Raw genomic sequence first — 21951 nt, forward strand, 5'->3', positions numbered from 1 at the left:
GGATGTGTATAAGCGACAGCCCCCGCAGCGGGGAGTGCCCCCCGTCCCGTACCGCCCGTGCAGCGTGCGCCGCAGGCCGCACCCGGGCCCGTTCCCGCAGCTGCCGCCACGCCGTCCGTCTCGGCGGCGGTACCGCAGGTCCAGCTGATCCCCGCGTCCGCCGAGGGCGCGCTGGACGCGGCCGAAGAGGCCGTGGACCTGCTGCTCGACACCGGGCGCGCGCCCGGCGACATCCTGGTGCTCACCACCGGCGACCCGCACCCGTGGGCCGCGCACGAGCTGTCCTTCGGCGAGGCCGCGTACTGGGCCCTGCACGATGCCGGGGACGACGTCTTCTACGCGGACGCGGCGCAGGTCCAGCGTGCCGCCGGCCGCCCCGTCGTGGTCTTCGCGGCCAACGGCGGACCGGTCGACGCGGTCACCGCGGCCGTGCCGGTCGCGCTCGCGCGGGCCGGTGCGCTGCTGATCGTGTGCGGCGAAACGGAGCAGATCAACTCCGTGCTGGGTGCGGGCGTCTGACGCCCCGTACTCCCGCACGGTCGAGGGGCGGGGTGGGCGCACAGCCGGCCCTGCCGAAGTCCGAGGCCTGACCAGCCGTACGCCCGATTCCGGGTGTACGGCCGTTGGGCGTGCCCGCGCGCAGGACCGGTGCCCGTACGGTTTCAGCGGGCGGCCGTACGGATTTCAGCGGGCGGCCGTGCGGCGCAGGGCCTCCGCGGCTCCGCCGCCGGTGCGCAGGGCGAGCGGGGCGAACTCGGCGGCCGTTTCGCCGAGGCGCTCGGGCCGCGAGTCCGAGCTGGGCCGACGGCCGCCGCGGCCCTCGCCCAGGACCTGCCAGCCGCCGCGGGTCAGCGTGATGTACGCGCCGCAGCGCAGCCCGTGCAGGGTGCAGGCATCCCGCAGCCCCCACATCCAGGCGCCGTCCTCCTCGGTCCACCGCTCGTCGCCGTCGCGGCAGTACAGCAACACCGCGGTCCGCACGGGGGTCCGCCGCCGCAGGTCGTGCGGGATGACCCGGCGCAGGCGCGAGAGCAGGGCGTTGCGGTACTCCCAGCCGTCGGCCGAGGCCGAGCGCTGAACGAAGGAGGCGCTCGCGACGAGCCGCTCCTCGGGTCCGAGCACGGCGATCACCGCGGTGGACGGCACCGGGCTGTGCCGCGAGTGCAGACCGCTGACTACCTCGCGGGGGTTGCGCAGCAGGGGGACGCCCGACGCCGTCCACTCGGAGGGTTCCAGCAGCCGGCCGTGCCGGCTGGCGCCGCCGGTGGCCGTGGTCAGGGACGTGGTCGAGGGCGGGGCGAATCCGAAGGTCACGGTCCTCCCTTCGGGTACACGCCCGCGAACGGGCACAGCTGGAGTGCGGGCACACCGCGGCGCGGCCCAGGAGGGCGCCGTCGGGCCGAGCGGGAGCACTGCAATTCTCGCGTGGCCCGTGAGCATGCGGCAACGAGCAATTGACGCCGCCGACCGGAATTCGCCGGTATGCCGTTCATATCCTTGCCCCGTCACGCCGAAGATGACTCATTCGGCTACGGCTGAAGCGCCAGTACCAGCGGAAACACCGCCTTGGCGCCCGCTCGCCGCAGCAGCCGCGCGGAGACCGCGAGGGTCCATCCGCTCTCGGCGCGGTCGTCGACGAGGAGGATGGGACCCGCGGTCTCCTTCAGGATCGCGGCGAGTTCCGGCGGAACGGTCAAGGCCTGGTGGAGGCCGCGCACCCGCTGGGCGCTGTTCGAGGAGGGCAGGCCGAACTCCGGTGCCTGGTCCGTGTAGGCGATCGTGCCGAGCAGGGGCATCCGCCCGATCTCCGCGATCCGCGCGGCCAGCGAGCCGACGAGCCGGGAGCGGCCGCGCGAGGGCAGCGCGACGACTCCGACCGGGCGCCCGGGCGCGTCCGGAGCCCCCGAGGCCCAGCCGCCGGGGCCGCGGGCCCAGTCGGCCAGCACCGTCACGACGGCCTGAGCCACATCGTCCGGAACCGGCTGGTCGGGCGCCCCGGGCGCGAGCATCGGGCGCAGCCGGTTGCCCCAGCCGATGTCGGAGAGCCGCCCCAGCGCACGGCCCGTCGAAGCCTGCTCGCCCGCCGGGATCCGGCCCTTGAGGTCCACGCCCACCGCGGCGAGACCCGTCGGCCACATCTTGCGGGGCTCCAGCTCCACGCCCGGGCGGTCCAGCTCCCCGCGGGCGGTGTCCAGCGCGGCCCCGGAGACCTCCGCCGTGAACCGGGCCCCCGCGCAGTTGTCGCACCGGCCGCAGGGCGCGGCCTCCTCGTCGTCGAGCTGGAGGCGCAGGAACTCCATGCGGCAGCCGGTGGCCGCCGCGTAGTCCCGCATGGCCTGCTGCTCGGCGGCTCGCTGCCGGGCCACCCAGGCATAGCGCTCGGTGTCGTACACCCACGGCTCGCCGGTCGAGGTCCAGCCGCCCTTGACGCGGTGCACGGCGCCGTCGACGTCGAGGACCTTGAGCATGGTCTCCAGCCGGGTGCGACGCAGGTCGACCAGCGGCTCCAGGGCGGGCAGGGACAGCGGCCGGCGGGCCTCGGCCAGCACCTCGAGCGTGCGGCGCACCTGCTGCTCCGGCGGGAAGGCGACGGAGGCGAAGTACTGCCAGATCGCCTCGTCCTCGCGCCCCGGCAGCAGCAGGACCTCGGCGTGCTCCACGCCGCGGCCGGCGCGGCCGACCTGCTGGTAGTAGGCGATGGGGGAGGAGGGCGAGCCGAGGTGCACGACGAAACCGAGATCGGGCTTGTCGAAGCCCATGCCGAGGGCCGAGGTGGCCACCAGGGCCTTGACCCGGTTGGCCTGGAGGTCGTTCTCCGCCTGCTCGCGGTCGGCGTTCTCCGTCTTGCCGGTGTACGAGGAGACCGTGTGCCCGCGGTGGCGCAGGTACGCGGTGACCTCCTCGGCGGCGGCCACCGTCAGGGTGTAGATGATCCCGGAGCCGGGGAGGTCGCCGAGGTGGTCGGCGAGCCAGGCCAGCCGGTGGGCAGCGTCGGGCAGCGTGAGCACCGCCAGGCTGAGGCTCTCGCGGTCCAGGGGGCCCCGCAGGACGAGGGCGTCCGTCCCGGCCCCGGTGCCGAGCTGCTCGGCCACGTCGGCGGTCACGCGGGCGTTGGCGGTGGCGGTCGTGGCCAGGACCGGGACGCCCGGCGGCAGATCGGCCAGCATGGTGCGCAGACGGCGGTAGTCGGGGCGGAAGTCGTGCCCCCAGTCCGAGATGCAGTGGGCCTCGTCCACCACGAGCAGACCGGTCGCGGCGGAGAGCTTGGGAAGCACCTGGTCGCGGAAGTCGGGGTTGTTGAGCCGCTCCGGGCTCACCAGGAGGACGTCGACCTCGCCCGCGGCGATCTCGGCCTGGATCGACTCCCAATCCTCGGGGTTGGCCGAATTGATGGTCCGGGCGTGGATCCCGGCCCGCGCGGCGGCCTCCACCTGGTTGCGCATCAGCGCGAGCAGCGGGGAGACGATCACCGTGGGTCCGGCACCGGCCGCCCGCAGCAGCGAGGTGGCCACGAAGTACACGGCGGACTTGCCCCAGCCGGTGCGCTGCACCACCAGGGCGCGGCGCTTGTCCGCGACGAGGGCCTCGATCGCCCGCCACTGGTCCTCGCGCAGCTTCGCGGTCCCCGTGGGGTCGCCCACGAGGCGGGCTAGTACGGAGTCGGCCGAGGACCTCAGGTCTGCGTTCATGCCCCCATGCAACCCGATGGCTCTGACATACCGCGAATGCCGCTCTGTGCCTGTGGATGTTGAAGGGTGGACTTGTTGGGCGTCAGTCCGGGGCCGGCCCGGGAGTTATCCACAGGGGTTTCCGGATCCGGTCGGGCACGAGACCTTCGGGACATGACGAACAACCACGAAGCACGCACCCCGTCCGACCGGCCTTCCGCCGGCCCGTCCGGAGCCGCCGACGCCTCCCGGATCACCCTGCGCAGCCCGGCCGAACTGGCCGACGCGCTGCCCTACATGCTCGGCTTCCACCCGACCGACTCCCTCGTCATGGTCGCCGTCCACGGCGAGGGCGGCCGCTTCGGCGGCCGGCTCCGGGTCGGCATCCCCCACACCCCGGAGGAGTGGGAGGACACCGCCCGGCAGGTCGCCGACTGCCTGATCCACGGCAGCGAGCGCCGTGGCACCAAGCCCGACGGCGTCATCGTCTTCCTCTGCCAGGACCCCGGCGGGGACGAGAGCGGGCAGCGGGTGATGACCCGGCTGCGACCGCTCGCCCAGCGGATCCGGCTCTCCTGCGGGGCGCTGGACGTTCCCGTGCTCGAGGCCCTGTGCCTCTCCGCCGGGCGGTACTGGTCCTACTGCTGCCCGGACGCGCGGTGTTGTCCCGCGGAGGGCACCGTGCTGGCCGTGCCCGGCAGCTCGGTGATGGCCGCGGCGGCCACCTTCGCCGGGCTGCAGGTGCGGGGTTCCCTCCGGGAGATCGAGCGCAGGCTCACCCCGTTGCGCGGAAAGGACGCAGAGGAGATGGAAGGTGCCCTGGACCGGGCCGCCGCGGCCCTGGTCCCGAAGATCCTCGACGGGGCCACCCGGGAGGAGGTGGGCGCCGAGACCGTCCTGCTCGCCCGGGCGCTGATGCAGCGCATGACGCTGGCCCCGCCGGCCGAAGCCGGCTCCCGCGCGGACGACTGGGACGACGCGCTGCTCGGCCACGAGGAGGCCGCCTCGCTCATCCTCGGCCTCCAGGACCGCGAGATCCGCGACATCGCCGCCGAGTGGATGGAGGACGAGGAGGCGGCTCCGGCCCTGCGGCTGTGGCGGGCACTGGCCCGGCGCTGTGTCGGTGCCTACGGGGAGCACGCGGCGGCCCCGCTCACCCTGGCCGGCTGGGTCTCCTGGTCCACCGGCGACGAGCCGACCGCCCGGGTCGCGCTGGGGCTGGCGCTGCGCGCGGACGACGGGTACCGCTTCGCGCAGCTGCTCCACCACGCCTGCAACGAGGGGATCGACCCGGAGGGGCTGCGGGAGTGCCTGCGGGAGGAGCGGCGCAGGCGGGAGCCGCGCCGGGGACGTGCGCAGGGCGGCTCCCGCCGGGGTGCCACCAGGCCGCCCGGCCGCCGGAGCCGGACGGTCCGCCGCGAGTCCGGCCGCACCGCGGGGAGCGGGCAGTGAAGCGGGAGCGGGTCCTGAGGCGGGTCCCGAGGCTGGTCTCGAGGGTGGCCTCGGGCCGGGACCGGAGCCGGGATCAGGTCCTGGAGCGGGGGAGGAATCCTCGCGGAGCCGGGCGGGGCGGGCCGGGCCGCCGGAGGGAGCGGTGTCCGGCCGGGGGTGGCCGTCGGGGGCGAGGGCGGTCCAGTGGCCGTCGGCCAGTGGCCGTCGGCCAGGGCCCGGCCGCGCCGGTCGGGGAAGACCTGGCGCAGGATCGACAGGGTGGCCGGCATGATCGTCGCGCCGCCGACGCCGAGCAGGGCGCGGGCGGCGATGAGGATCTGGGCGCTGTCGGCGAGGGCGGCGACGGCCGAGGCCGCGCCGAAGAGCCCGTAGCCGAGGAGCAGGACCCGGCGCCGGCCCACAGGCCGGGGCCGGGGCCGCGGGGACCGCGGGGACCTGCGCGGGAGCCCCTCCGGAGGCGGCCACGTGTTCGGCGGCCGCCCGTACGTCGATCTCGCGCCAGAATCCGGCCCGGATGGCGTAGCGGTCGTGCTCGTCGATCTGGTCGTCCTTGTGGGCGAGGAGCCCGAACCGGGCGGCGTAGCGCAGCAGCTCTCCGTCGATCCGGTGCGGGATCCGCGGGTACATGGTGGCGAGCTTCTGCAGGTGCACGGTCTCCGGGAGCCGTTCCATCCAGCGCCGGGCGAAGACCTGGCCGACCTCGAAGGGGTCGCCGCCGACGGTGGTGATGTCCTCCTCGCGGTCCGCCCAGCGCTGCTCGGCGGAGGTGAGCTGGGCGAGGGTGGGCAGCGAGGCGGTCTCGGCGGGCTCGCCGAGCGGCCCCGCGCGGTCGATCCAGCCCTTGTCGGAGGACCAGCGCAGGGCGCTGCCGGCCGGGGCGGACCCGAGGCCCGAGACCGCCGCGGGGGCGGCGCCGGGGGCGCGCAGGGCGCCGGCGAGGTCCTTCGGGGTGGGGACGGTCTTGCCGTTGGCGGTGGCGGGCGACGCGGGGGCGGGTACGCCGCCTTCCTCGGGCTCCACGGGCGCCGGCGGGCGGTTGCCGTTGCCGCGCGCGGCCTCGGCGAGGGCGGCCTCGGGCAGCGGGGCGGAGAGGATGGCGGCGATCTCGGGGCGCGGCGCGGGCGGCGGGGCGCAGAGTCCGGTGAGGTCGCGGGCGCGGACGGCGCGGGTGATCCAGGTGCGGTCCAGGACGCGGCGCTCGTCGGCTTCGGCGACGAGGTCCTCGGACTGGTTGTAGTCGCCGTCGGCGGCCTGGACGGCCCACAGGTGGACGGCGACCCCGTGCTCCTTGGCCGACATCAGCCCGGGCAGCAGGTCTCCGTCGCCGGTGACGAGTACGACGTCCGAGCAGGCGCGGTTGCGGGCCAGCTCGGTGAGCTCGGCGTGCATGGCCGCGTCGACGCCCTTCTGGGCCCAGCGGCCGTCGCTGCGGGTCAGGGCGCCGAGCCGGACGGTGACGCGGGGCATGACGCGCAGCCGGCGGTGCTCGGGCTGGGGGACCCGGTCGGGTGCGCCGTCGAACCAGTAGATCCGCAGGAGCGGCTGCTCGGTGTCCGCCTCGGCCCGCTCGCGCAGGCCCTGGATGAGGGCGGCATGGTCCACGGTGATGCGGGAGCGTGAGGGCTCCCCTGCGAGAAGGCTGGCGGCGGCGCCCAGCAGATAGCCGGCGTCCACCAGGACGACGCAGCGGTCCACGCGTACCACCCTCTTCCCTGGGGGTCCTCTGGTGTGTTTCTCGGCGGGTCCCCCGAGTCTGCCCGACCACAAGGGCGTTGACGGCCGGAACTCGATCATCGGCGTGGCGGATCTCACGGGGGCGTCCGGGAAGGCGGCCGACTACGCGGGGTAATGATCCAAAATGCGCCGTATGCGGCGTTGTGTGAGTGTGAAGGCGGCCCTGGCCCCTAGACCCCCCACGGAGGCTCCCCATGGCCAAGAACAAGAACCGCCAGCAGCCTGCCAAGTCCGAGGACCGCTCGGCTGCACAGGATCCGGCGAAGAGTTCGATGGAATCCTCGCCCACCACCTCGGCGGCGCCGAGCCCGCTGCAGATGGCGGGCAAGCGCAAGGAGAAGAAGTTCGGCCACAACTGAGGCCTCCACGTACGGGAAGGGCCCGCCCCGGTCGACCGGGGCGGGCCCTTCCCGCGTACCGCTGCGGCTATCCGGCCAGGCAGGACGGGCCGAGGAGCACCTTGAGGTCGCCGAAGAGCGCGGGGTCGGGCTTGACCCGGTGCTTGTCGAGGCGGAGCACGGTGGTGGTGCGCGGCCCCTGGAGCTTGATCCGCACCTCGCTGTTGCCCTGGTGGTGGCGCAGGATCTCGCCCAGCCGGGTCACCATCGGCGGGGTGACCTTGACGGTGGGGATGGTGAGGACGACCGGGGCGTTGGTGCCGGCGTTCGACAGGTCGGGGACCATCATCTCCATGGCGACCAGCCGGGGGACGTCCTCGCGCTTGTCGAGGCGTCCCTTGACGAAGACGACGGTGTCCTCGACCAGCTGCGTGGAGACGAGCTGGTAGGTCGCGGGGAAGAACATGCACTCGATGGAGCCGGCGAGGTCCTCGACGGTGGCGATGGCCCAGGCGTTGCCCTGCTTGGTCATCTTGCGCTGGAGGCCCGAGATGATGCCGCCGATGGTGACGACGGCGCCGTCGGAGTGCTCGCCGCCGGTGAGCTGGGAGATGCCGGCGTCGGTCTTGTCGGAGAGGACGTGCTCCAGGCCGAAGAGCGGGTGGTCGGAGACGTAGAGGCCGAGCATCTCGCGCTCTTGGGCGAGCAGGTAGGACTTCTCCCACTCGACGTCGGAGAACTCCACGTCGAGGCCGAATCCGGGCTCGTCGCTCGCGCTCTCGTCACCCATTCCGCCGAAGAGGTCGAACTGCCCCTCGGCCTCCTTGCGCTTGACGGCGACCACGTTGTCGATCATCGGTTCGTGGTGGGCGACCAGGCCCTTGCGGGTGTGGCCCATCTCGTCGAAGGCGCCGGCCTTGATCAGGGACTCGACGGTGCGCTTGTTGCAGACGACGGCCTCGACCTTGTCCAGGAAGTCGGGGAAGGAGGAGTACTTCCCCTTCGCCTTCCTGCTCTTGATGATCGACTCCACGACGTTGGTGCCGACGTTGCGCACCGCGGTGAGGCCGAAGAGGATCACGTCGTCGCCCTGGGCGGCGAAGTTGGGCTCCGACTCGTTCACGTTCGGCAGGAGCACCTTGATGCCCATCCGGCGGCACTCGTTCAGGTAGATCGCGGACTTGTCCTTGTCGTCCTTGACCGAAGTGAGCAGACCCGCCATGTACTCGGCCGGGAAATTGGCCTTGAGGTAGGCGGTCCAGTAGGAGACCAGGCCGTACGCGGCCGAGTGGGCCTTGTTGAAGGCGTAGCCGGCGAAGGGGACCAGGACGTCCCACAGCGCCTTGATCGCCTGGTCGCTGAAGCCCTTGGCCTTGGCTCCCGCCTCGAAGATGACGAAGTTCTTCGCCAGTTCCTCGGGCTTCTTCTTGCCCATCACGCGGCGCAGGATGTCGGCCTCGCCGAGCGAGTAGCCGGCGATGATCTGGGCGCCCTTCTGGACCTGCTCCTGGTAGACGATGAGGCCGTAGGTGACGCCGAGGATCTCCCTGAGCGGCTCCTCCAGCTCCGGGTGGATCGGGGTGATCTCCTGCTGCTTGTTCTTGCGCAGGGCGTAGTTCGTGTGGGAGTTCATGCCCATCGGGCCCGGCCGGTACAGGGCGGACACGGCGGAGATGTCTTCGAAGTTGTCGGGCTTCATCAGGCGCAGCAGGGAGCGCATGGGCCCGCCGTCGAACTGGAAGACGCCGAGGGTGTCACCGCGGCAGAGCAGCTCGTACGTCTTGGGATCGTCGAGCGGCAGGCCGAGGAGATCGAGGTCGATCCCCTTGTTGGCCTTCACCATCTTGACGGCGTCGTCCATGATCGTGAGGTTGCGCAGCCCGAGGAAGTCCATCTTGATCAGGCCGAGCGACTCGCACTGCGGGTAGTCCCACTGTGTGATGGTCACGCCGTCCGTGTGCCGCACCCAGACCGGAGCGTGGTCGACGATCGGCTCGCTGGACATGATCACGCCGGCGGCGTGCACGCCCATCTGGCGGACCAGGCCCTCGACGCCGCGGGCGGTGTCGATGACCTTCTTCACGTCCGGCTCGTTCTCGTACATCGCCCGGATCTCGCCCGCCTCGCCGTAGCGCGGGTGCGAGGGGTCGGTGATGCCGTTGAGGTCGATGCCCTTGCCGAGGACGTCGGCGGGCATCGCCTTGGTGAGCCGGTCGCCCATGGCGTACGGGTAGCCGAGGACCCGGGCGGAGTCCTTGATGGCGTTCTTCGCCTTGATCTTTCCGTACGTGCCGATCATGGCGACCTTGTCGTCGCCGTACTTGTCGGTCACGTACCGGATCACTTCGACGCGCCTGCGCTCGTCGAAGTCGATGTCGACATCGGGCATGGAGACGCGCTCGGGGTTCAGGAACCGCTCGAAGATCAGGCCGTGGGTGATCGGGTCGAGGTCGGTGATGCCCATGGCGTAGGCGACGATCGAGCCGGCGGCGGAGCCACGGCCGGGGCCCACCGCGATGCCTTGGTTCTTGGCCCACATGATGAAGTCGGCGACGACGAGGAAGTAGCCCGGGAACCCCATCTGGATGATGACGTCCAGCTCGTACTCGGCCTGCTTCTGCCGGTCCTCGGGAACACCTCCCGGGTAGCGGCGGGCCATGCCGCGCCGCACCTCCTCCTTGAACCAGGTGATCTCGGTGTAGCCCTCTTCGGGGATCTCGAACTTCGGCATGAGGTTCTTGGCCTCGAACATGCCGGTGGTGTCGATCTGCTCGGCCACCAGGAGGGTGTTGCGACACCCCTCCTGCCAGGCGTCCGAGGAGTCGACGGCGTACATCTCCTCCGTGGACTTGAGGTAGTAGCCGGTACCGTCGAAGCGGAAGCGGTCCGGGTCGGAGAGGTTCTTGCCGGTCTGGATGCACAGCAGGGCGTCGTGCGCGGCCGACTCGTGCGCGTACGTGTAGTGCGAGTCGTTGGTGACCAGCGGCGGGATGCCGAGCTTCTTGCCGACCTCCAGCAGCCCGTCGCGGACCCGGCGCTCGATCTCGATGCCGTGGTCCATCAGCTCCAGGAAGTACCGGTCCTTGCCGAAGATGTCCTGGTATTCGGAGGCGGCCTTCAGGGCCTCGTCGAACTGGCCGAGGCGCAGCCTGGTCTGCAGCTCACCGGAGGGGCAGCCGGTGGAGGCGATCAGGCCTTCGGACCACTGGGAGATGGTCTCCTTGTCCATGCGCGGCCACTTCGTGAGCCAGCCCTCGGCGTACGCGTCGGAGGACAGCCGGAAGAGGTTGTGCAGGCCGGTGGAGTTCGCCGCCCAGATCGTCTTGTGCGTGTAGCCGCCGGAACCGGAGACGTCGTCGCGCTTCTGGTGGGGCTGGCCCCACTGGATGCGCCGCTTGTTGCGCCGGGACTCCGGGGCGACGTAGGCCTCGATGCCGATGATCGGCGTGACCCCGGCCTTCTTCGCCGTGTGGAAGAAGTCGTAGGCCCCGTGCAGGTTGCCGTGGTCGGACATGGCGATGTGCGTCATGCCCATCTCGTTGCACGCGTTGAACATGTCCTTGAGCCGCGCGGCACCGTCCAGCAGGGAGTACTGGGTGTGGACGTGCAGGTGCGTGAACGGCGTCTTGGTCACGGTGGGGGCCTCCGGCGGGGAGAGAGGGGCGGCAGCCAACCTGCGCGCTGCGCGCGAGGTCGTCGGGTTCGGCGTCGGGGATGCCCTTGGCGAATCGGACGGCGTCCTGGGGGCCGTACGGCTCGAGGGCGGGGGCGAGCGGGCCGTTCTCGGCGCGCTTGGCGAAGACGAAGGGGTGGGGGTCAGGGTGTTCGGTGCGAAGCTTCGCGAGCGCCTGGACGAGGAGGAGGCGGCGGCCAGCGACTCGTCTACGACGGTCCGCATCGCCGCCGCGTCCCACGGGCAGTTCAGGAACCGGAAGTTGAAGGCCTGGTGCAGCTCGTCGGGGCGGACGTACAGCGCGAGCCGCTCCGAGGTGGGCGCCCAGGCCTCGGCGACCCCGATCCGCGGGCCCTCGTAGGAGTCGAGCAGCCGCCGCCAGGAGCGGTGGATCTCGTGGACCCCGTCCTGATCGAAGAAGGGGAGCGGCTCGGTGCCGATCAGCGTGGCCTGTGCGCCGCGGCCGATGTCCGGCAGCCCCGGGGCCTTGACCATGCCGTGGGCCACGTCGACGCGGAAGCCGTCGACGCCGAGGTCGAGCCAGAACCGCAGGACGGAGGAGAACTCCTCGGCGACCTCCGGGCGGTCCCAGTTCAGATCGGGCTGCTCGGGGGCGAAGAGGTGCAGGTACCACTCCCCGTCGGCGACCCGGGTCCAGGCCGGCCCGCCGAAGACGGACTCCCAGTCGTTGGGCGGCGCGGCGCCGCCGGGGCCGCGCCCGGGGCGGAAGTGGTAGAGGTCCCGGGCCCCGGGAGCGCCGGCCAGGGCCGCCCGGAACCAGGGGTGCTCCTCGGAGGTGTGGTTCGGCACCACGTCCACGATGACGCGCAGACCCAGCGCGTGGGCGGAGCGGACGAGGGCGTCGGCGTCGGAGAGGTCCCCGAAGAGCGGGTCGACGGCCCGGTAGTCGGCGACGTCGTAGCCGCCGTCCGCCTGGGGGGAGACGTAGAAGGGGGTCAGCCACACCGCGTCGACCCCGAGCCGGGCCAGGTGGGGGAGGCGCTCGCGGACCCCGCGCAGGTCCCCGACGCCGTCGCCGTCGCTGTCGGCGAAGGAGCGCACGTACACCTGGTAGATGACGGCATCGCGCCACCAGCCGCCGCTCGCGGTGGCGTTGCTGGAAGCTCTTGCAAGCCGGTTCGCCGTCAACTCATGGGTCATATCGGGTCAACGCGAGTACGCGCCCGCTGGTTGCGGGCCCGGACAGTCGAAGACGGTTCGAACTAACAGCAAGCTGCGGCAACCGTACGGACACGCAGATGTAACGATCAGCGTCTCTTGCAGAAAATTGCCGCAAGCTCTTTCGGACGGCTTTCAGGCTTGTTACGTTCTCGGCAACTCGGGACCGCGAGGCGCGGCCGGAATCATCGAAGGAGTTCATATGCGGCGTGGCATAGCGGCCACCGCGCTGGTCGCGGCTCTGGCGCTCGCGGCGACGGCTTGCGGCGGTGACACCAAGGACGCGGACGGCGGCGCCAAGGCCGGCGGGGAGCTCTCCGGCACGGTCACGTGGTGGGACACCTCGAACGACGCCGAGAAGGCGTCCTTCCAGAAGATCGCCGAGGCGTTCACCGCCAAGCACCCCAAGGTGACCGTCAAGTACGTCAACGTCCCCTACGGCGACGCGCAGAACAAGGTCAAGAACGCCTTCAGCAGCGGCTCCGAGGCCCCGGACGTGATCCGTGCCGACGTCGGCTGGGTCGCGGACTTCGCCTCGCTCGGCTACCTCGCCGAGGTCCCGGCCGACACGGCCAAGAAGGTCGACGCCGAATTCCTGCCCCAGGCCGCGGCCAGCGGCAAGTACGAGGGCAAGACCTACGGCATCCCGCAGGTCATCGACACCATGGGCCTCTTCTACAACAAGAAGATGCTCGCCGACGCCGGCGTCCAGCCCCCCAAGACGCTGGAGGAGCTGAAGACCGCCGCCGCCGCCATCAAGGCCAAGACCGGCAAGGCCGGCCTCTACCTGCGCGGCGACGACTCGTACTGGTTCCTGCCGCTCATCTACGGAGAGGGCGGCGACCTCGTCGACGCGAAGACCAAGACGGTCACCGTCGACAACCCGGCGGGCGTCAAGGCCTTCAAGGCCGCCCGCGACCTGGTCGCCTCCGGCGCGGCGATCACCAACGCCACCGACGGCTGGACCAACATGCAGACCGCCTTCAAGTCGGGCGAGGCCGCCATGATGATCAACGGCCCCTGGGCCGTGGCCGACACCTACGCGGGCGACCAGTTCAAGGACAAGGCCAACCTCGGCATCGCCGCCGTCCCGGCCGGCTCCGTCAAGGCGGGCGCCCCGCAGGGCGGCCACGACCTCGCCGTCTACGCGGGCTCCAAGAACATCACCGCCGCGCAGGCCTTCGTCGACTACATGACCTCGCAGGAGGTGCAGGTCCAGTCCGCCAAGGAGCTGAGCCTGCTCCCGACCCGGACCGCCGCCTACGAGCAGCCCGACGTCAAGTCCAGCGAGATGGTCCAGTTCTTCAAGCCGGCCGTCGACAAGGCCGTCGAGCGCGCCTGGATCCCGGAGAACGGCTCCCTCTTCGAGCCGCTCAAGGTCGAATACACCAAGGCCATCACCGGGGCGACGAGCCCGGAGGACGCGGCCAAGGCGTCCGGCGCCGAATTCCGCAAGATCCTCAAGGGCTGGAAGTAACGAAACATGGCTGCTCACACCAGCCAGTCGGTGGCGAAGGCCGCGGGCAGCGAGGTCGGTCCTGACGCCGACACCGCCGCCCGCGGCCGGAGCCGCAGGACTGACAACGGGAACCGCCCTGGACTCAGGCGCGCGCTCGCCACCCACTGGTACGCCTGGGCCATGGTCGCCCCGGTCGTGCTCGTCCTCGGCGTGATCATCGGCTGGCCGCTCGTCCGCGGCGTCTACCTGTCGCTGACCGACGCCACCGAGCGCAATGTCGGCCGTACGATCGGCGCCAACCACATCGAGGCGACGTACCAATTCGTCGGACTCGACAACTACGCCACCGTCCTCGCCGACCCGGTGTTCCTGCAGCGGCTGGTGTGGACGGTCCTGTGGACCGTCGCCTGCGTGTCGATCACCTTCGCGCTCGGCCTCGCCCTCGCCACCATGCTCAACCGCGAGTTCAAGGGACGCGCCGCCTACCGGATGGCACTCATCCTGCCCTGGGCCGTCCCCGGATTCGTCTCCGTCTTCGCCTGGCGGTTCCTCTTCAACCGCGACAACGGCATCCTCAACAAGCTTCTCGAAGGCGGCGGCATCACCGCCGTCCCGTGGCTCGACGACCCGACCTGGGCCAAGCTCTCGGTCATCGCCGTCAACGTCTGGCTCGGCGTCCCCTTCATGATGGTCGCCCTGCTCGGCGGCATGCAGTCCATCCCCGGCGAGCTCTACGAAGCCGCCGAGATGGACGGGGCCACCCCCTGGCAGCGGTTCCGCCACATCACCCTGCCGGGACTGCGCGCGGTCAGCATGACGGTGATCCTGCTCTCCACCATCTGGACCTTCAACATGTTCCCGGTGATCTTCCTGCTCACCCGGGGCGGACCGGGCGACTCCACCGAGATCCTGGTCACCCAGGCCTTCCGCGAGGCGTTCGTGACGAGCCCGCGCGACTTCGCCGGCTCCGCTACCTGGGGCGTCCTGATCCTCCTGCTGCTCATGATCTTCGCGCTGGTCTACCGGCGCTCGCTGCGCAAGCAGGGAGAGGTGTGGTGACCGTGACGACGACCTCCACGAAGGCTGCCGCGAAGGCGGCCTCCACGAAGGCTTCCACGACGAAGGCCTCCACGACCACGGCCTCCACCCGCCCGCGGGGCAAGCGCTCCCCGCTCGCCTCCGCCGGCCTGCACGGCACCCTCATCGCCGCGTCCGTGATCGCCGTCTTCCCGGTGCTCTGGGTCCTGCTGACCTCGCTCAAGCCCGCCAAGCAGGCCATCAGCACGGACTTCGTCAAGGACCCGACCCTGGAGAACTACCGCTTCCTGGTGGAGTCGACCTCCTTCTTCACCTGGTTCGGCAACTCCGTGCTCGTCGCCGGCATCACCACCGTCCTCGGCGTGTTCATCGCGGCCACCACCGGATACGCCGTCAGCCGCTTCAGGTTCCCCGGCATGCGCCCCCTCATGTGGACCCTGCTCATCACGCAGATGTTCCCCATGGCCATCCTGATCGTCCCGCTCTACAACCTCATGGGACAGATGGGACTGCTCAACCAGCCGCTCGGCCTGATCGTCACCTACCTGACCATCGCCGTGCCGTTCTGCGCCTGGATGATGAAGGGCTTCTTCGACACCATCCCGGTCGAGATCGACGAATCCGGCCGCGTCGACGGGCTCAACCCCTTCGGCACCTTCTGGCGCCTGATCCTCCCGCTCGCCAAGCCCGGCCTCGCCGTCACCGGCTTCTACTCCTTCATCACCGCATGGGGCGAAGTCGCGTACGCCTCCGCCTTCATGACCGGCGAGGAGAACCTCACCCTGGCCGGCGGACTGCAGACCTTCGTCACCCAGTACACCGCCAACTGGGGTCCGATGACCGCCGCCTCGGTCGTCATCGCGATCCCCGCGGCACTCTTCTTCGTCTTCGCCCAGCGCCACCTCGTCGCCGGGATGACGGCGGGCGCGACCAAGGGCTGACCACCCCGCGCTCCGCCCCTCCTACCGCCCGGCCCGACCTCTCCAAGGACGACATGACCCAGCACCTCGCCGACGCACTCCCCACCTCCACCGGCACCCTGCCCGGCTGGTGGAGAGAAGCGGTGATCTACCAGGTCTATCCGCGCAGCTTCGCCGACTCCAACGGGGACGGCATGGGGGACCTCGAAGGCATCCGCAGCCGCCTGCCCTACCTCAAGGAACTCGGCGTCGACGCCGTGTGGCTCAGCCCCTTCTACGCCTCCCCGCAGGCCGACGCCGGCTACGACGTCGCCGACTACCGGGCCATCGACCCGATGTTCGGCACCCTGCACGACGCCGACGCCGTGATCCGCGAAGCCCACGCGCTGGACCTGCGGATCATCGTCGACCTCGTCCCCAACCACTGCTCCGACCAGCACGAATGGTTCAAGCAGGCGCTCCGCGAGGGCCCGGGGTCCCCGCTGCGCGAACGCTTCCACTTCCGGCCCGGAGCGGGCGAGGACGGCACCGAGCCGCCCAACGACTGGGAGTCGATCTTCGGCGGGCCGGCCTGGACCCGGGTCGCCGACGGGGAGTGGTACCTGCACCTCTTCGCCCCCGAACAGCCCGACTTCAACTGGGAACACCCCGCCGTCCAGGACGAGTTCCGCTCGATCCTGCGGTTCTGGCTCGACCTCGGCGTCGACGGCTTCCGCATCGACGTGGCCCACGGCCTGGTCAAGGCCCCCGGCCTGCCCGACCTCGGCCGCGGCGGACAGCTCAAGCTGCTCGGCAACCAGGTGCTGCCCTTCTTCGACCAGGACGGCGTCCACGAGATCTACCGCTCCTGGCGCACCGTGCTCGACGAGTACGCGGGCGACCGCATCGGCGTCGCCGAGGCGTGGACGCCCAGCGCCGAGCGCACGGCCATGTACCTGCGCTCCGACGAGCTGCACCAGGCCTTCAACTTCCACTACCTGAACACCGGATGGGACGCGCGGGCACTGCGCGCCACCATCGACGACTCGCTGGACGCGATGCGCCGTGGGGGCGGTGGGCGTGGGCGCGGTGGCCGGGCTGAGCTGGAACTTGCCCTCGGCGCCCGCGAAGCCGTAGGTGTTGCCCTCGGCCAGGCCGATCTCGGTCTGCAGGTTGATGTCGATGGTCTTCTTGACCTGGGTCCACTCGCCGAGCCGGGCGCGCAGGTGCACGACGCGCTCGCCGGAGGCCGCGCTGAAGCCCTTCGGGATCTGCGGCAGGTTGAAGGTGTGCTCGTCGCCCGGCGTGCCCAGGTTCTCCCACTTGCCGTCGACCAGGGCTTCCAGCTGGAGTTCGGTCTTGACGCCGTCGAAGCCGTTCTTCACCCAGGTGTTGAGCGCCGTGCCGAACTCGCCGTCTCCGGTGAGGCGGTAGGTCAGGTCCATCTCCCGGCACTGGGGCCCGGCGATGTCCTTGCAGGCACCGATGTTCTTGTAGGAGGACTCCAGCTTCCCGGTCTTGGTCTCCGGGCCCGTCTTGAAGGTCAGGGAGCCCTCGCCGCCCTCGGCGATCTCGTTGGCGTAGGAGGAGGCGCGCAGCTTGAAGTCGCCGTTGGTGGTCGGGTAGCTCGCGCCGAGGCCGATGGTGACCTTCCAGGTCATCTTCGCGCCGGCCGCGATCTCGAAGCCCTCGCCGCCGTTCTTGCCGGCCGGGTGGAAGTGGCCCTGCCACTCGCCGTCCTGCTGCCGGATCTTGTACTCCGTCGCCGGGGCGTTGACCGCTTCGACCTTGTAGACGACGTCGTTCTGCTGGAGGGGGCTGGCGCCGGTCGGGTCGAGGAGCATCCAGGGGTGGTAGGAGGAGGTCTTGTCCGTCGTGTTGGCGACCGTCAGCTCGAAGGTCTCCGTCGCGCCGCCCCGGGTCAGCGGGCCGCTGGGGACCGGGGCGCTCATCGTGGTCTTCAGCGCCTTGGGGTTGCCTTCGGCGGCGTGGGCCGTGGCGGGGATCAGGGCGGTGCCGGCGATGGCGGCGACGACGGTGGCGGCGGAGGCGGCGCGGAGGGCGATGGTGCGAGCGGACATGGTGGACTCCCCCAGGAATCATCAAGAGCTAAAGGCAGTGGCGGCCGAGTGGCCGAGAGGCAGAGCAGAGGTGGAGCGGCCGAGCGAGGTGGCCGGCGGTTCGACGCCGGTCCGGTGGAGCTTGGTTCTCGCCGGCGGCCCGGTTACTTTCCCCCGGTCGCTGCTGCGATGAACTGATCTTCACACAGGCCACATCTCCAATCCGTCGTCGGAATGTCACCGCCGTGCAACAGGCCCCTGAGAGCGTCACGCACCGTCTGACCTGCGGAGATAGCGGAATGATCGCGCCCTGTTTAGTCCCGTGCGATCAAGTGCTCCAGCGGCCCCGCCGGATACGGGGTCTCCACCGGGAGGAGGGCGCGTGCCGCCTCCGGATCACCGGCGCGGAGCAGCCCGTGGATCTCCCGGGCCAGCGCGGTCACATCGCGGATCGAGACCGTCCACTCGTCGGCGTACGCCCGCGAGGCCGGTCCGGACAGCCCCAGTTGGAGCGATCGGTACGGCAGCGGGTTCAGGTGCAGGTCGCGCTCCGGGTCCCACTGGATGCGGGCGGCGGAGGTCCGCAGCGCCTCCTTCCAGGCCGCCTGGTCGCGGTGCACGGCCGGGACGTAGTGGGAGAGGCAGGCGTCGCGCAGCGCCCGGTCGAAGCCGGCGCGGGTGATCTCGACGGCCAGGACGGTCTCCTGGTCGGCCTTGGCGGCCCAGCCGCAGCGGTACATCATCCACAGGAACGACGGCTTGACCCACGTCATCCGCTCCCGCTTCCACTCGGGCGGGAAGCGGCCGTCCCGGGCGGCGGGCAGCCCCAACCGGGGACCGTACGCCTGGTACACGGTGAGGGTGTCGGCCGTGTGGGAGGCCCGGATCTGGTGCCGGGGGATGTCTGACATGGCTCCAGGGTGCGGACCCGGCCCCCTCCGGGGCCAGGGATTTTCCCCGGCCCCCGGCCGGACCTGGTCCTGCGGCCGGACCCGCTCCTGCGGCTGGACCCGCTCCTGCGGCCGGACCCGCTCCTGCGGCTAGACCTGGTCCTCCGCCAGTTCCGCGACGCCCGTGATCCGGTGCAGCGCGTACGTCCGCACCTCGTCCGCCGTGTGGTCGTAGCCGGTGACGAAGCCGCCCTCCACCCGCACCGGGGCGATGACGCGCTGGCTGGCCGCCCCGTCGGCGTTGACGTAGCCGATCCACACCGCCGACCCGGTCATCGCGGCCGCCTGCACCGTCGCCAGGGTCTCCGCCGCGCTGGTGCGCGGGAGTTCGCCCGGGACACCGGTCCCGCCGGAGGCGGAGGAGGCCGGCTCCTTGCGGACCGCCGTCGCCGCCATGTCGCCCGCGCGGATGGCCCGTACGGCCGCCCCCAGCAGCGTCGCGTCCGGCACCGGAGGCCCGTCCGGCACCGGGACGGGTGCCGAGCGCGCGGGCGTGCGGTGCGCGTCGGCCCGCGCGAGGAGGACGTCACCGGTACGGGACTCCGCCGCCGGGGCGTACCCCATGGCCCGCAACCCGTCGAGCAGCGCGGTCGGTTCGGCCTGCGCGGCCAGCACCGTGGGCGCCAGCCGGCGCAGGCCCAGGCCCGAAGAGCGCTTGTCGGCCAGGATCTCGTTCAGCATGCCGTCGTCGTCGCAGCGCACGTACGAGGAGGCCGCGCCGACCCGCAGGTGCCCGTGGCGCCGGGCCACGTCGTCGATCAGGTACGACAGCGGTTGCGGTACCGGGGTGCGGCTGTGCTCGGTGAGGAACGCCTGCAGGTCGACGGCGGTGTGGCCGGCGTCCAGGGCGCGGCGCACCGACCCGGGCGTGAACCGGTACACCGTGGCGCCGCCCTTGGACTCCACGTCGGCGAGCACGGCCAGCACCTCGGCGAGCGGCCGGCGCAGCGGTCCCGGGGCCACCGCCGTCAGGTCGGCCTGGAGCAGTACGTGGTCCACCGGCTCGGGCAGCAGCGGCGCGAGCAGCGGCGCCGGGTCGCGGCCCTCCAGCAGGGCGCGGCCGGGCGCGGAGAGCGCGCCCCGGCCGGTGACGCCGAGGATCTCGGCCTCGGTCAGCGTCCAGTGCGCGAGGCGGGCGCGCAGCTCGCTCGTACCGCGTACCGGGCGCTCCCACGCGAGGCGGGCGAGGAGCGCCGCCGGGTCCGGGGAGCCGCCCTCGGGCAGGTCGGCGAGCAGGCGCAGGATGCGGCGGCGCACCTCGGGGGCGGCCGAGCGGTCCAGCTCCGGGCCGAGCACCGACAGGGTGCGGCCCTTCGTGTCCTGTTCGCCGACCAGGCCGGCCGTCCGCGTGGCGGCCAGCCAAGCGGCCGCCAGCACCGGCCAGCGCTCGGCGGGCGGCAGTTCGCACCAGCCGTCGAAGGCGGGGGTCGGCGCGTACCGCTCGTCCGCCTCGCCGTCACTGGCCAGCAGGCCCGCCGCGTAGGCCAGTTCGATCCAGAACGCCGCCGAGGGCTCGTTGGTGTCCAGCGAGGCCGCGGCCCGCTTCAGGTCCCGTACGGAGAGCCCGCCCGCCCGGAGCACGGCCGGACCGGTGTGCTCCCAGGACTTCACCAGCTCCTCGACCGTCGACAGCGCGGCCAGCGCCTGGCCGGCCGCGTTCGCGTCCACAAGCTGTGGACGGTGCTCGCGGCGCGCGGGAACGGCCGGGGCCAGCGGCTCCGTCACCCGGTGCGCGAGCCCGCCGCGCAGGTGCAGCGCCACCTCGCGCGGCAGCAGTACCGTCCGCGCCGACGCGGGCAGCAGCAGGCCCCGGTCGCGCAGCCAGCGCACCGGAGGAGCCGGATGGGGGGTGACCTCCCCGTACGGCGGCCCCCACACGAGCCGCCCGAGCACCTGGTGGGCCTCGGCCGGAGCCTCGTCGAGCAGCGCCGACATCCGGACGGGGTCCGTGAACAGGCCCGTCAGGGCGGTCACCGCGGAGACCGGGTCGTGGGTCGCGGGCAGCCCGACGGCCGCCACGATCTCCTGGATCCGGGTCGGGGACATGCCGGCGGTGGCCTCGGCGACGGTCGGGCCGAGCCCGGTGGGGGAGGGCCGGGACGCGGCGGGCGCCAGCAGCTCGCGGGCGGTGCGCACCAGGCGCAGCCGCTGCTCGTCGCCCCATACGAGGGCCTGCTCGCGCAGGGTCGCGAGCGCGCGGGGCAGCTCGGCGCGGGCCCCGTTGTCCGCGGCGGACGTGGTCCCGGTGTCGCCGGTGAGCAGCGACTCCAGCACGGCGTACGGGCAGGGCTCCGGGGCCACCGCGAGGGCTTCGGCGCTCTGCAGGGCGAACCGGTCGAGGCGGTCCAGCGCGCGCACCACGGAGGCCCGGGTCCCGGCCCGCGTCGCCAGCTGCGTGACGTCCCCCGGCACCGGGTTCAAAAGGTCCGGGCGGGCGTGCAGGAGGGCGGCGAGTCCCGCGTCGTCACGGGAGCGCAGCGCTTCGGCGAGGGAGCGCGGAGCGCTTCCCGCGGTGCTCGGGTCAGGCACGGTCGTCGCCTCCTGGTCGCGTCGGCCGGTCAGTCGGCCGGTCCCCATCCGGCCAACGGTATCCGCTGTGCCCTCGGCAGCTCCACGGGCGCACGCGCTACCTTCGCAACAGGCGGGACGGGAGGAGCCGGGGCGTGGGCATCGAGAGCGACCATCTGGTCTACGAATATCTGAGCCGGGTAGGGGACTTGGCGCAGCGGCGCCAGCTGTCGTCGGGGGACCGGATGCGGCTGGTGTCGGGGTTGCGGGACGAGATCGACCGGCGGCGGGCGCGGTACGAGCCGGAGACGCCGGCGGCGGTGCGGCGCATCCTGGAGCGGATCGGCACGCCGGAGGAGGTCGTCGGCACGATGTCGGCGGCGGGCCCGCCGGACCCCGGGCAGGCGCCGCCGGCCGTGCCGGTGCAGCGCGGGGCCGCGCCGCCGCACCTGGCCGGGCTCGACGAGCTCGGCAAGGGTGAGGTGATGGAGCCCGACTGGTGGCGGGTCGCGCCGGAGTCCTCGGTCGAGGGGTTCGCGGGCGGGATCGAGATCCCGGAGCTGTTCAAGCGGCCGGCGACGAAGGAGCCCGCCGGGGACGCGGACGCGGACGCGGACCAGCAGGACGGCCCGGGCGGTCCGGAGGCACCGGCGGGGCCGCCGACCCTCCTGCGGTTCCTGAAGGAGCGGCGGCGGGCGAGGGCGGAAGCGAAGGCCGAGGCGAAGGCCGCCGACGAGGCCGCCGGGAAGGCTCCGGCCGGGCCGCGGCCGAAGCCGCACGCGTTCCTGCTGCTCGCCGCCGTCGCGCTGGTCGCCGGCGCGGTCTCCGGCCAGTGGCTGCTGCTCGCCGGGGGCTGGCTGCTCGCGTACGCCTCGCGGGTGCTGGGTCCCGCGGAGCGCAAGTGGGTCGTCTTCGGGCTGCCGGGGGCGGTGTTCGCCGCAGCGGTGGTGTGGCTGTGGGGCCGGCAGGACGGGCGCTGGGGTTTTTTTTTTG

The 21951-nt window shown here is 72.1% G+C and carries 12 protein-coding genes and 5 pseudogenes; 8 read left to right on the top strand and 9 right to left on the bottom strand.

Annotated features, from left to right (window positions below; all coding sequences use genetic code 11):
- The first annotated feature begins 57 nt into the window (after nucleotides 1–57).
- Nucleotides 58–519: a hypothetical protein gene (locus tag DRB96_RS38825; protein WP_112452620.1), complete on the top strand. Its 462-nt coding sequence runs from the start codon at nucleotides 58–60 to the stop codon at nucleotides 517–519.
- A gap of 165 nt (nucleotides 520–684) precedes the next feature.
- Here DRB96_RS38825 and DRB96_RS38830 read toward each other — a convergent pair whose 3' ends face one another.
- Nucleotides 685–1314, bottom strand: a complete 630-nt coding sequence (locus DRB96_RS38830; RefSeq protein WP_112452621.1) for a hypothetical protein — start codon at nucleotides 1312–1314, stop codon at nucleotides 685–687.
- 215 nt (nucleotides 1315–1529) lie between these two features.
- On the bottom strand, nucleotides 1530–3689 hold the full coding sequence (locus DRB96_RS38835) for a RecQ family ATP-dependent DNA helicase (RefSeq protein ID WP_112452622.1): 2160 nt from the start codon (nucleotides 3687–3689) through the stop codon (nucleotides 1530–1532).
- A gap of 153 nt (nucleotides 3690–3842) precedes the next feature.
- Between DRB96_RS38835 and DRB96_RS38840 the strand changes: the two genes are divergently transcribed.
- Nucleotides 3843–5120 carry a DUF4192 domain-containing protein gene (locus DRB96_RS38840; protein ID WP_112463655.1) on the top strand — a complete coding sequence of 426 codons (1278 nt, stop codon included), beginning with the start codon at nucleotides 3843–3845 and terminating at the stop codon, nucleotides 5118–5120.
- Between the two features lie 206 nt (nucleotides 5121–5326).
- Here the strand turns inward: DRB96_RS38840 and DRB96_RS38845 are convergent.
- Nucleotides 5327–5521, bottom strand: a pseudogene (locus tag DRB96_RS38845) (MFS transporter); the annotation flags it as partial.
- A gap of 61 nt (nucleotides 5522–5582) precedes the next feature.
- Nucleotides 5583–6815 (bottom strand): annotated as a pseudogene (locus tag DRB96_RS38850) (NYN domain-containing protein); the annotation flags it as partial.
- 233 nt (nucleotides 6816–7048) lie between these two features.
- Between DRB96_RS38850 and DRB96_RS44040 the strand changes: the two are divergent.
- Entirely contained in the window at nucleotides 7049–7213 is a 165-nt protein-coding gene (locus DRB96_RS44040) for a hypothetical protein (RefSeq protein ID WP_204357925.1), read from the top strand.
- Between the two features lie 67 nt (nucleotides 7214–7280).
- Here the strand turns inward: DRB96_RS44040 and dnaE are convergent, their stop codons facing one another.
- From dnaE to DRB96_RS44045, 3 genes and pseudogenes are all read right to left on the bottom strand, one after another.
- Nucleotides 7281–10826 (bottom strand): DNA polymerase III subunit alpha, encoded by a 3546-nt coding sequence (gene dnaE / locus DRB96_RS38855; protein WP_112463490.1) that lies wholly within the window; start codon nucleotides 10824–10826, stop codon nucleotides 7281–7283.
- 19 nt (nucleotides 10827–10845) lie between these two features.
- Nucleotides 10846–11055, bottom strand: a pseudogene (locus tag DRB96_RS45495) (glycosyltransferase family 1 protein); the annotation flags it as partial.
- Nucleotides 11049–12026 (bottom strand): annotated as a pseudogene (locus DRB96_RS44045) (alpha-amylase family glycosyl hydrolase); the annotation flags it as partial. The pseudogenes DRB96_RS45495 and DRB96_RS44045, both read right to left, overlap by 7 nt.
- A gap of 220 nt (nucleotides 12027–12246) precedes the next feature.
- On the opposite strand from DRB96_RS44045, the gene DRB96_RS38860 reads away from it, so the two are divergent.
- The 4 genes and pseudogenes from DRB96_RS38860 to DRB96_RS38875 all read left to right on the top strand — a co-directional run.
- Complete coding sequence (locus DRB96_RS38860; protein WP_112452624.1) at nucleotides 12247–13521, top strand: extracellular solute-binding protein; 1275 nt, start codon at nucleotides 12247–12249, stop codon at nucleotides 13519–13521.
- A gap of 6 nt (nucleotides 13522–13527) precedes the next feature.
- A complete protein-coding gene (locus DRB96_RS38865; RefSeq protein WP_112452625.1) occupies nucleotides 13528–14562 on the top strand; it encodes a sugar ABC transporter permease in 1035 nt (344 codons plus the stop codon).
- Nucleotides 14563–14690: 128 nt separating this feature from the next.
- Nucleotides 14691–15482 (top strand): carbohydrate ABC transporter permease, encoded by a 792-nt coding sequence (locus tag DRB96_RS38870; protein ID WP_112454300.1) that lies wholly within the window; start codon nucleotides 14691–14693, stop codon nucleotides 15480–15482.
- Between the two features lie 53 nt (nucleotides 15483–15535).
- Nucleotides 15536–16504: pseudogene (locus tag DRB96_RS38875) on the top strand (alpha-amylase family glycosyl hydrolase); the annotation flags it as partial.
- Between the two features lie 1310 nt (nucleotides 16505–17814).
- Here the strand turns inward: DRB96_RS38875 and DRB96_RS38880 are convergent.
- Both DRB96_RS38880 and DRB96_RS38885 read right to left on the bottom strand, forming a co-directional pair.
- Nucleotides 17815–18411: a DUF4291 domain-containing protein gene (locus tag DRB96_RS38880; RefSeq protein ID WP_112452626.1), complete on the bottom strand. Its 597-nt coding sequence runs from the start codon at nucleotides 18409–18411 to the stop codon at nucleotides 17815–17817.
- 129 nt (nucleotides 18412–18540) lie between these two features.
- Complete coding sequence (locus DRB96_RS38885) at nucleotides 18541–21027, bottom strand: helicase C-terminal domain-containing protein (protein WP_112452627.1); 2487 nt, start codon at nucleotides 21025–21027, stop codon at nucleotides 18541–18543.
- Nucleotides 21028–21113: 86 nt separating this feature from the next.
- Between DRB96_RS38885 and DRB96_RS43445 the strand changes: the two genes are divergently transcribed.
- Nucleotides 21114–21951, top strand: an 838-nt coding sequence (locus DRB96_RS43445) for a hypothetical protein (protein ID WP_162689136.1), incomplete at its 3' end; no start/stop codon positions are given.

It is taken from the genome of Streptomyces sp. ICC1, assembly GCF_003287935.1.
GTDB lineage: Bacteria > Actinomycetota > Actinomycetes > Streptomycetales > Streptomycetaceae > Streptomyces > Streptomyces tritrimontium.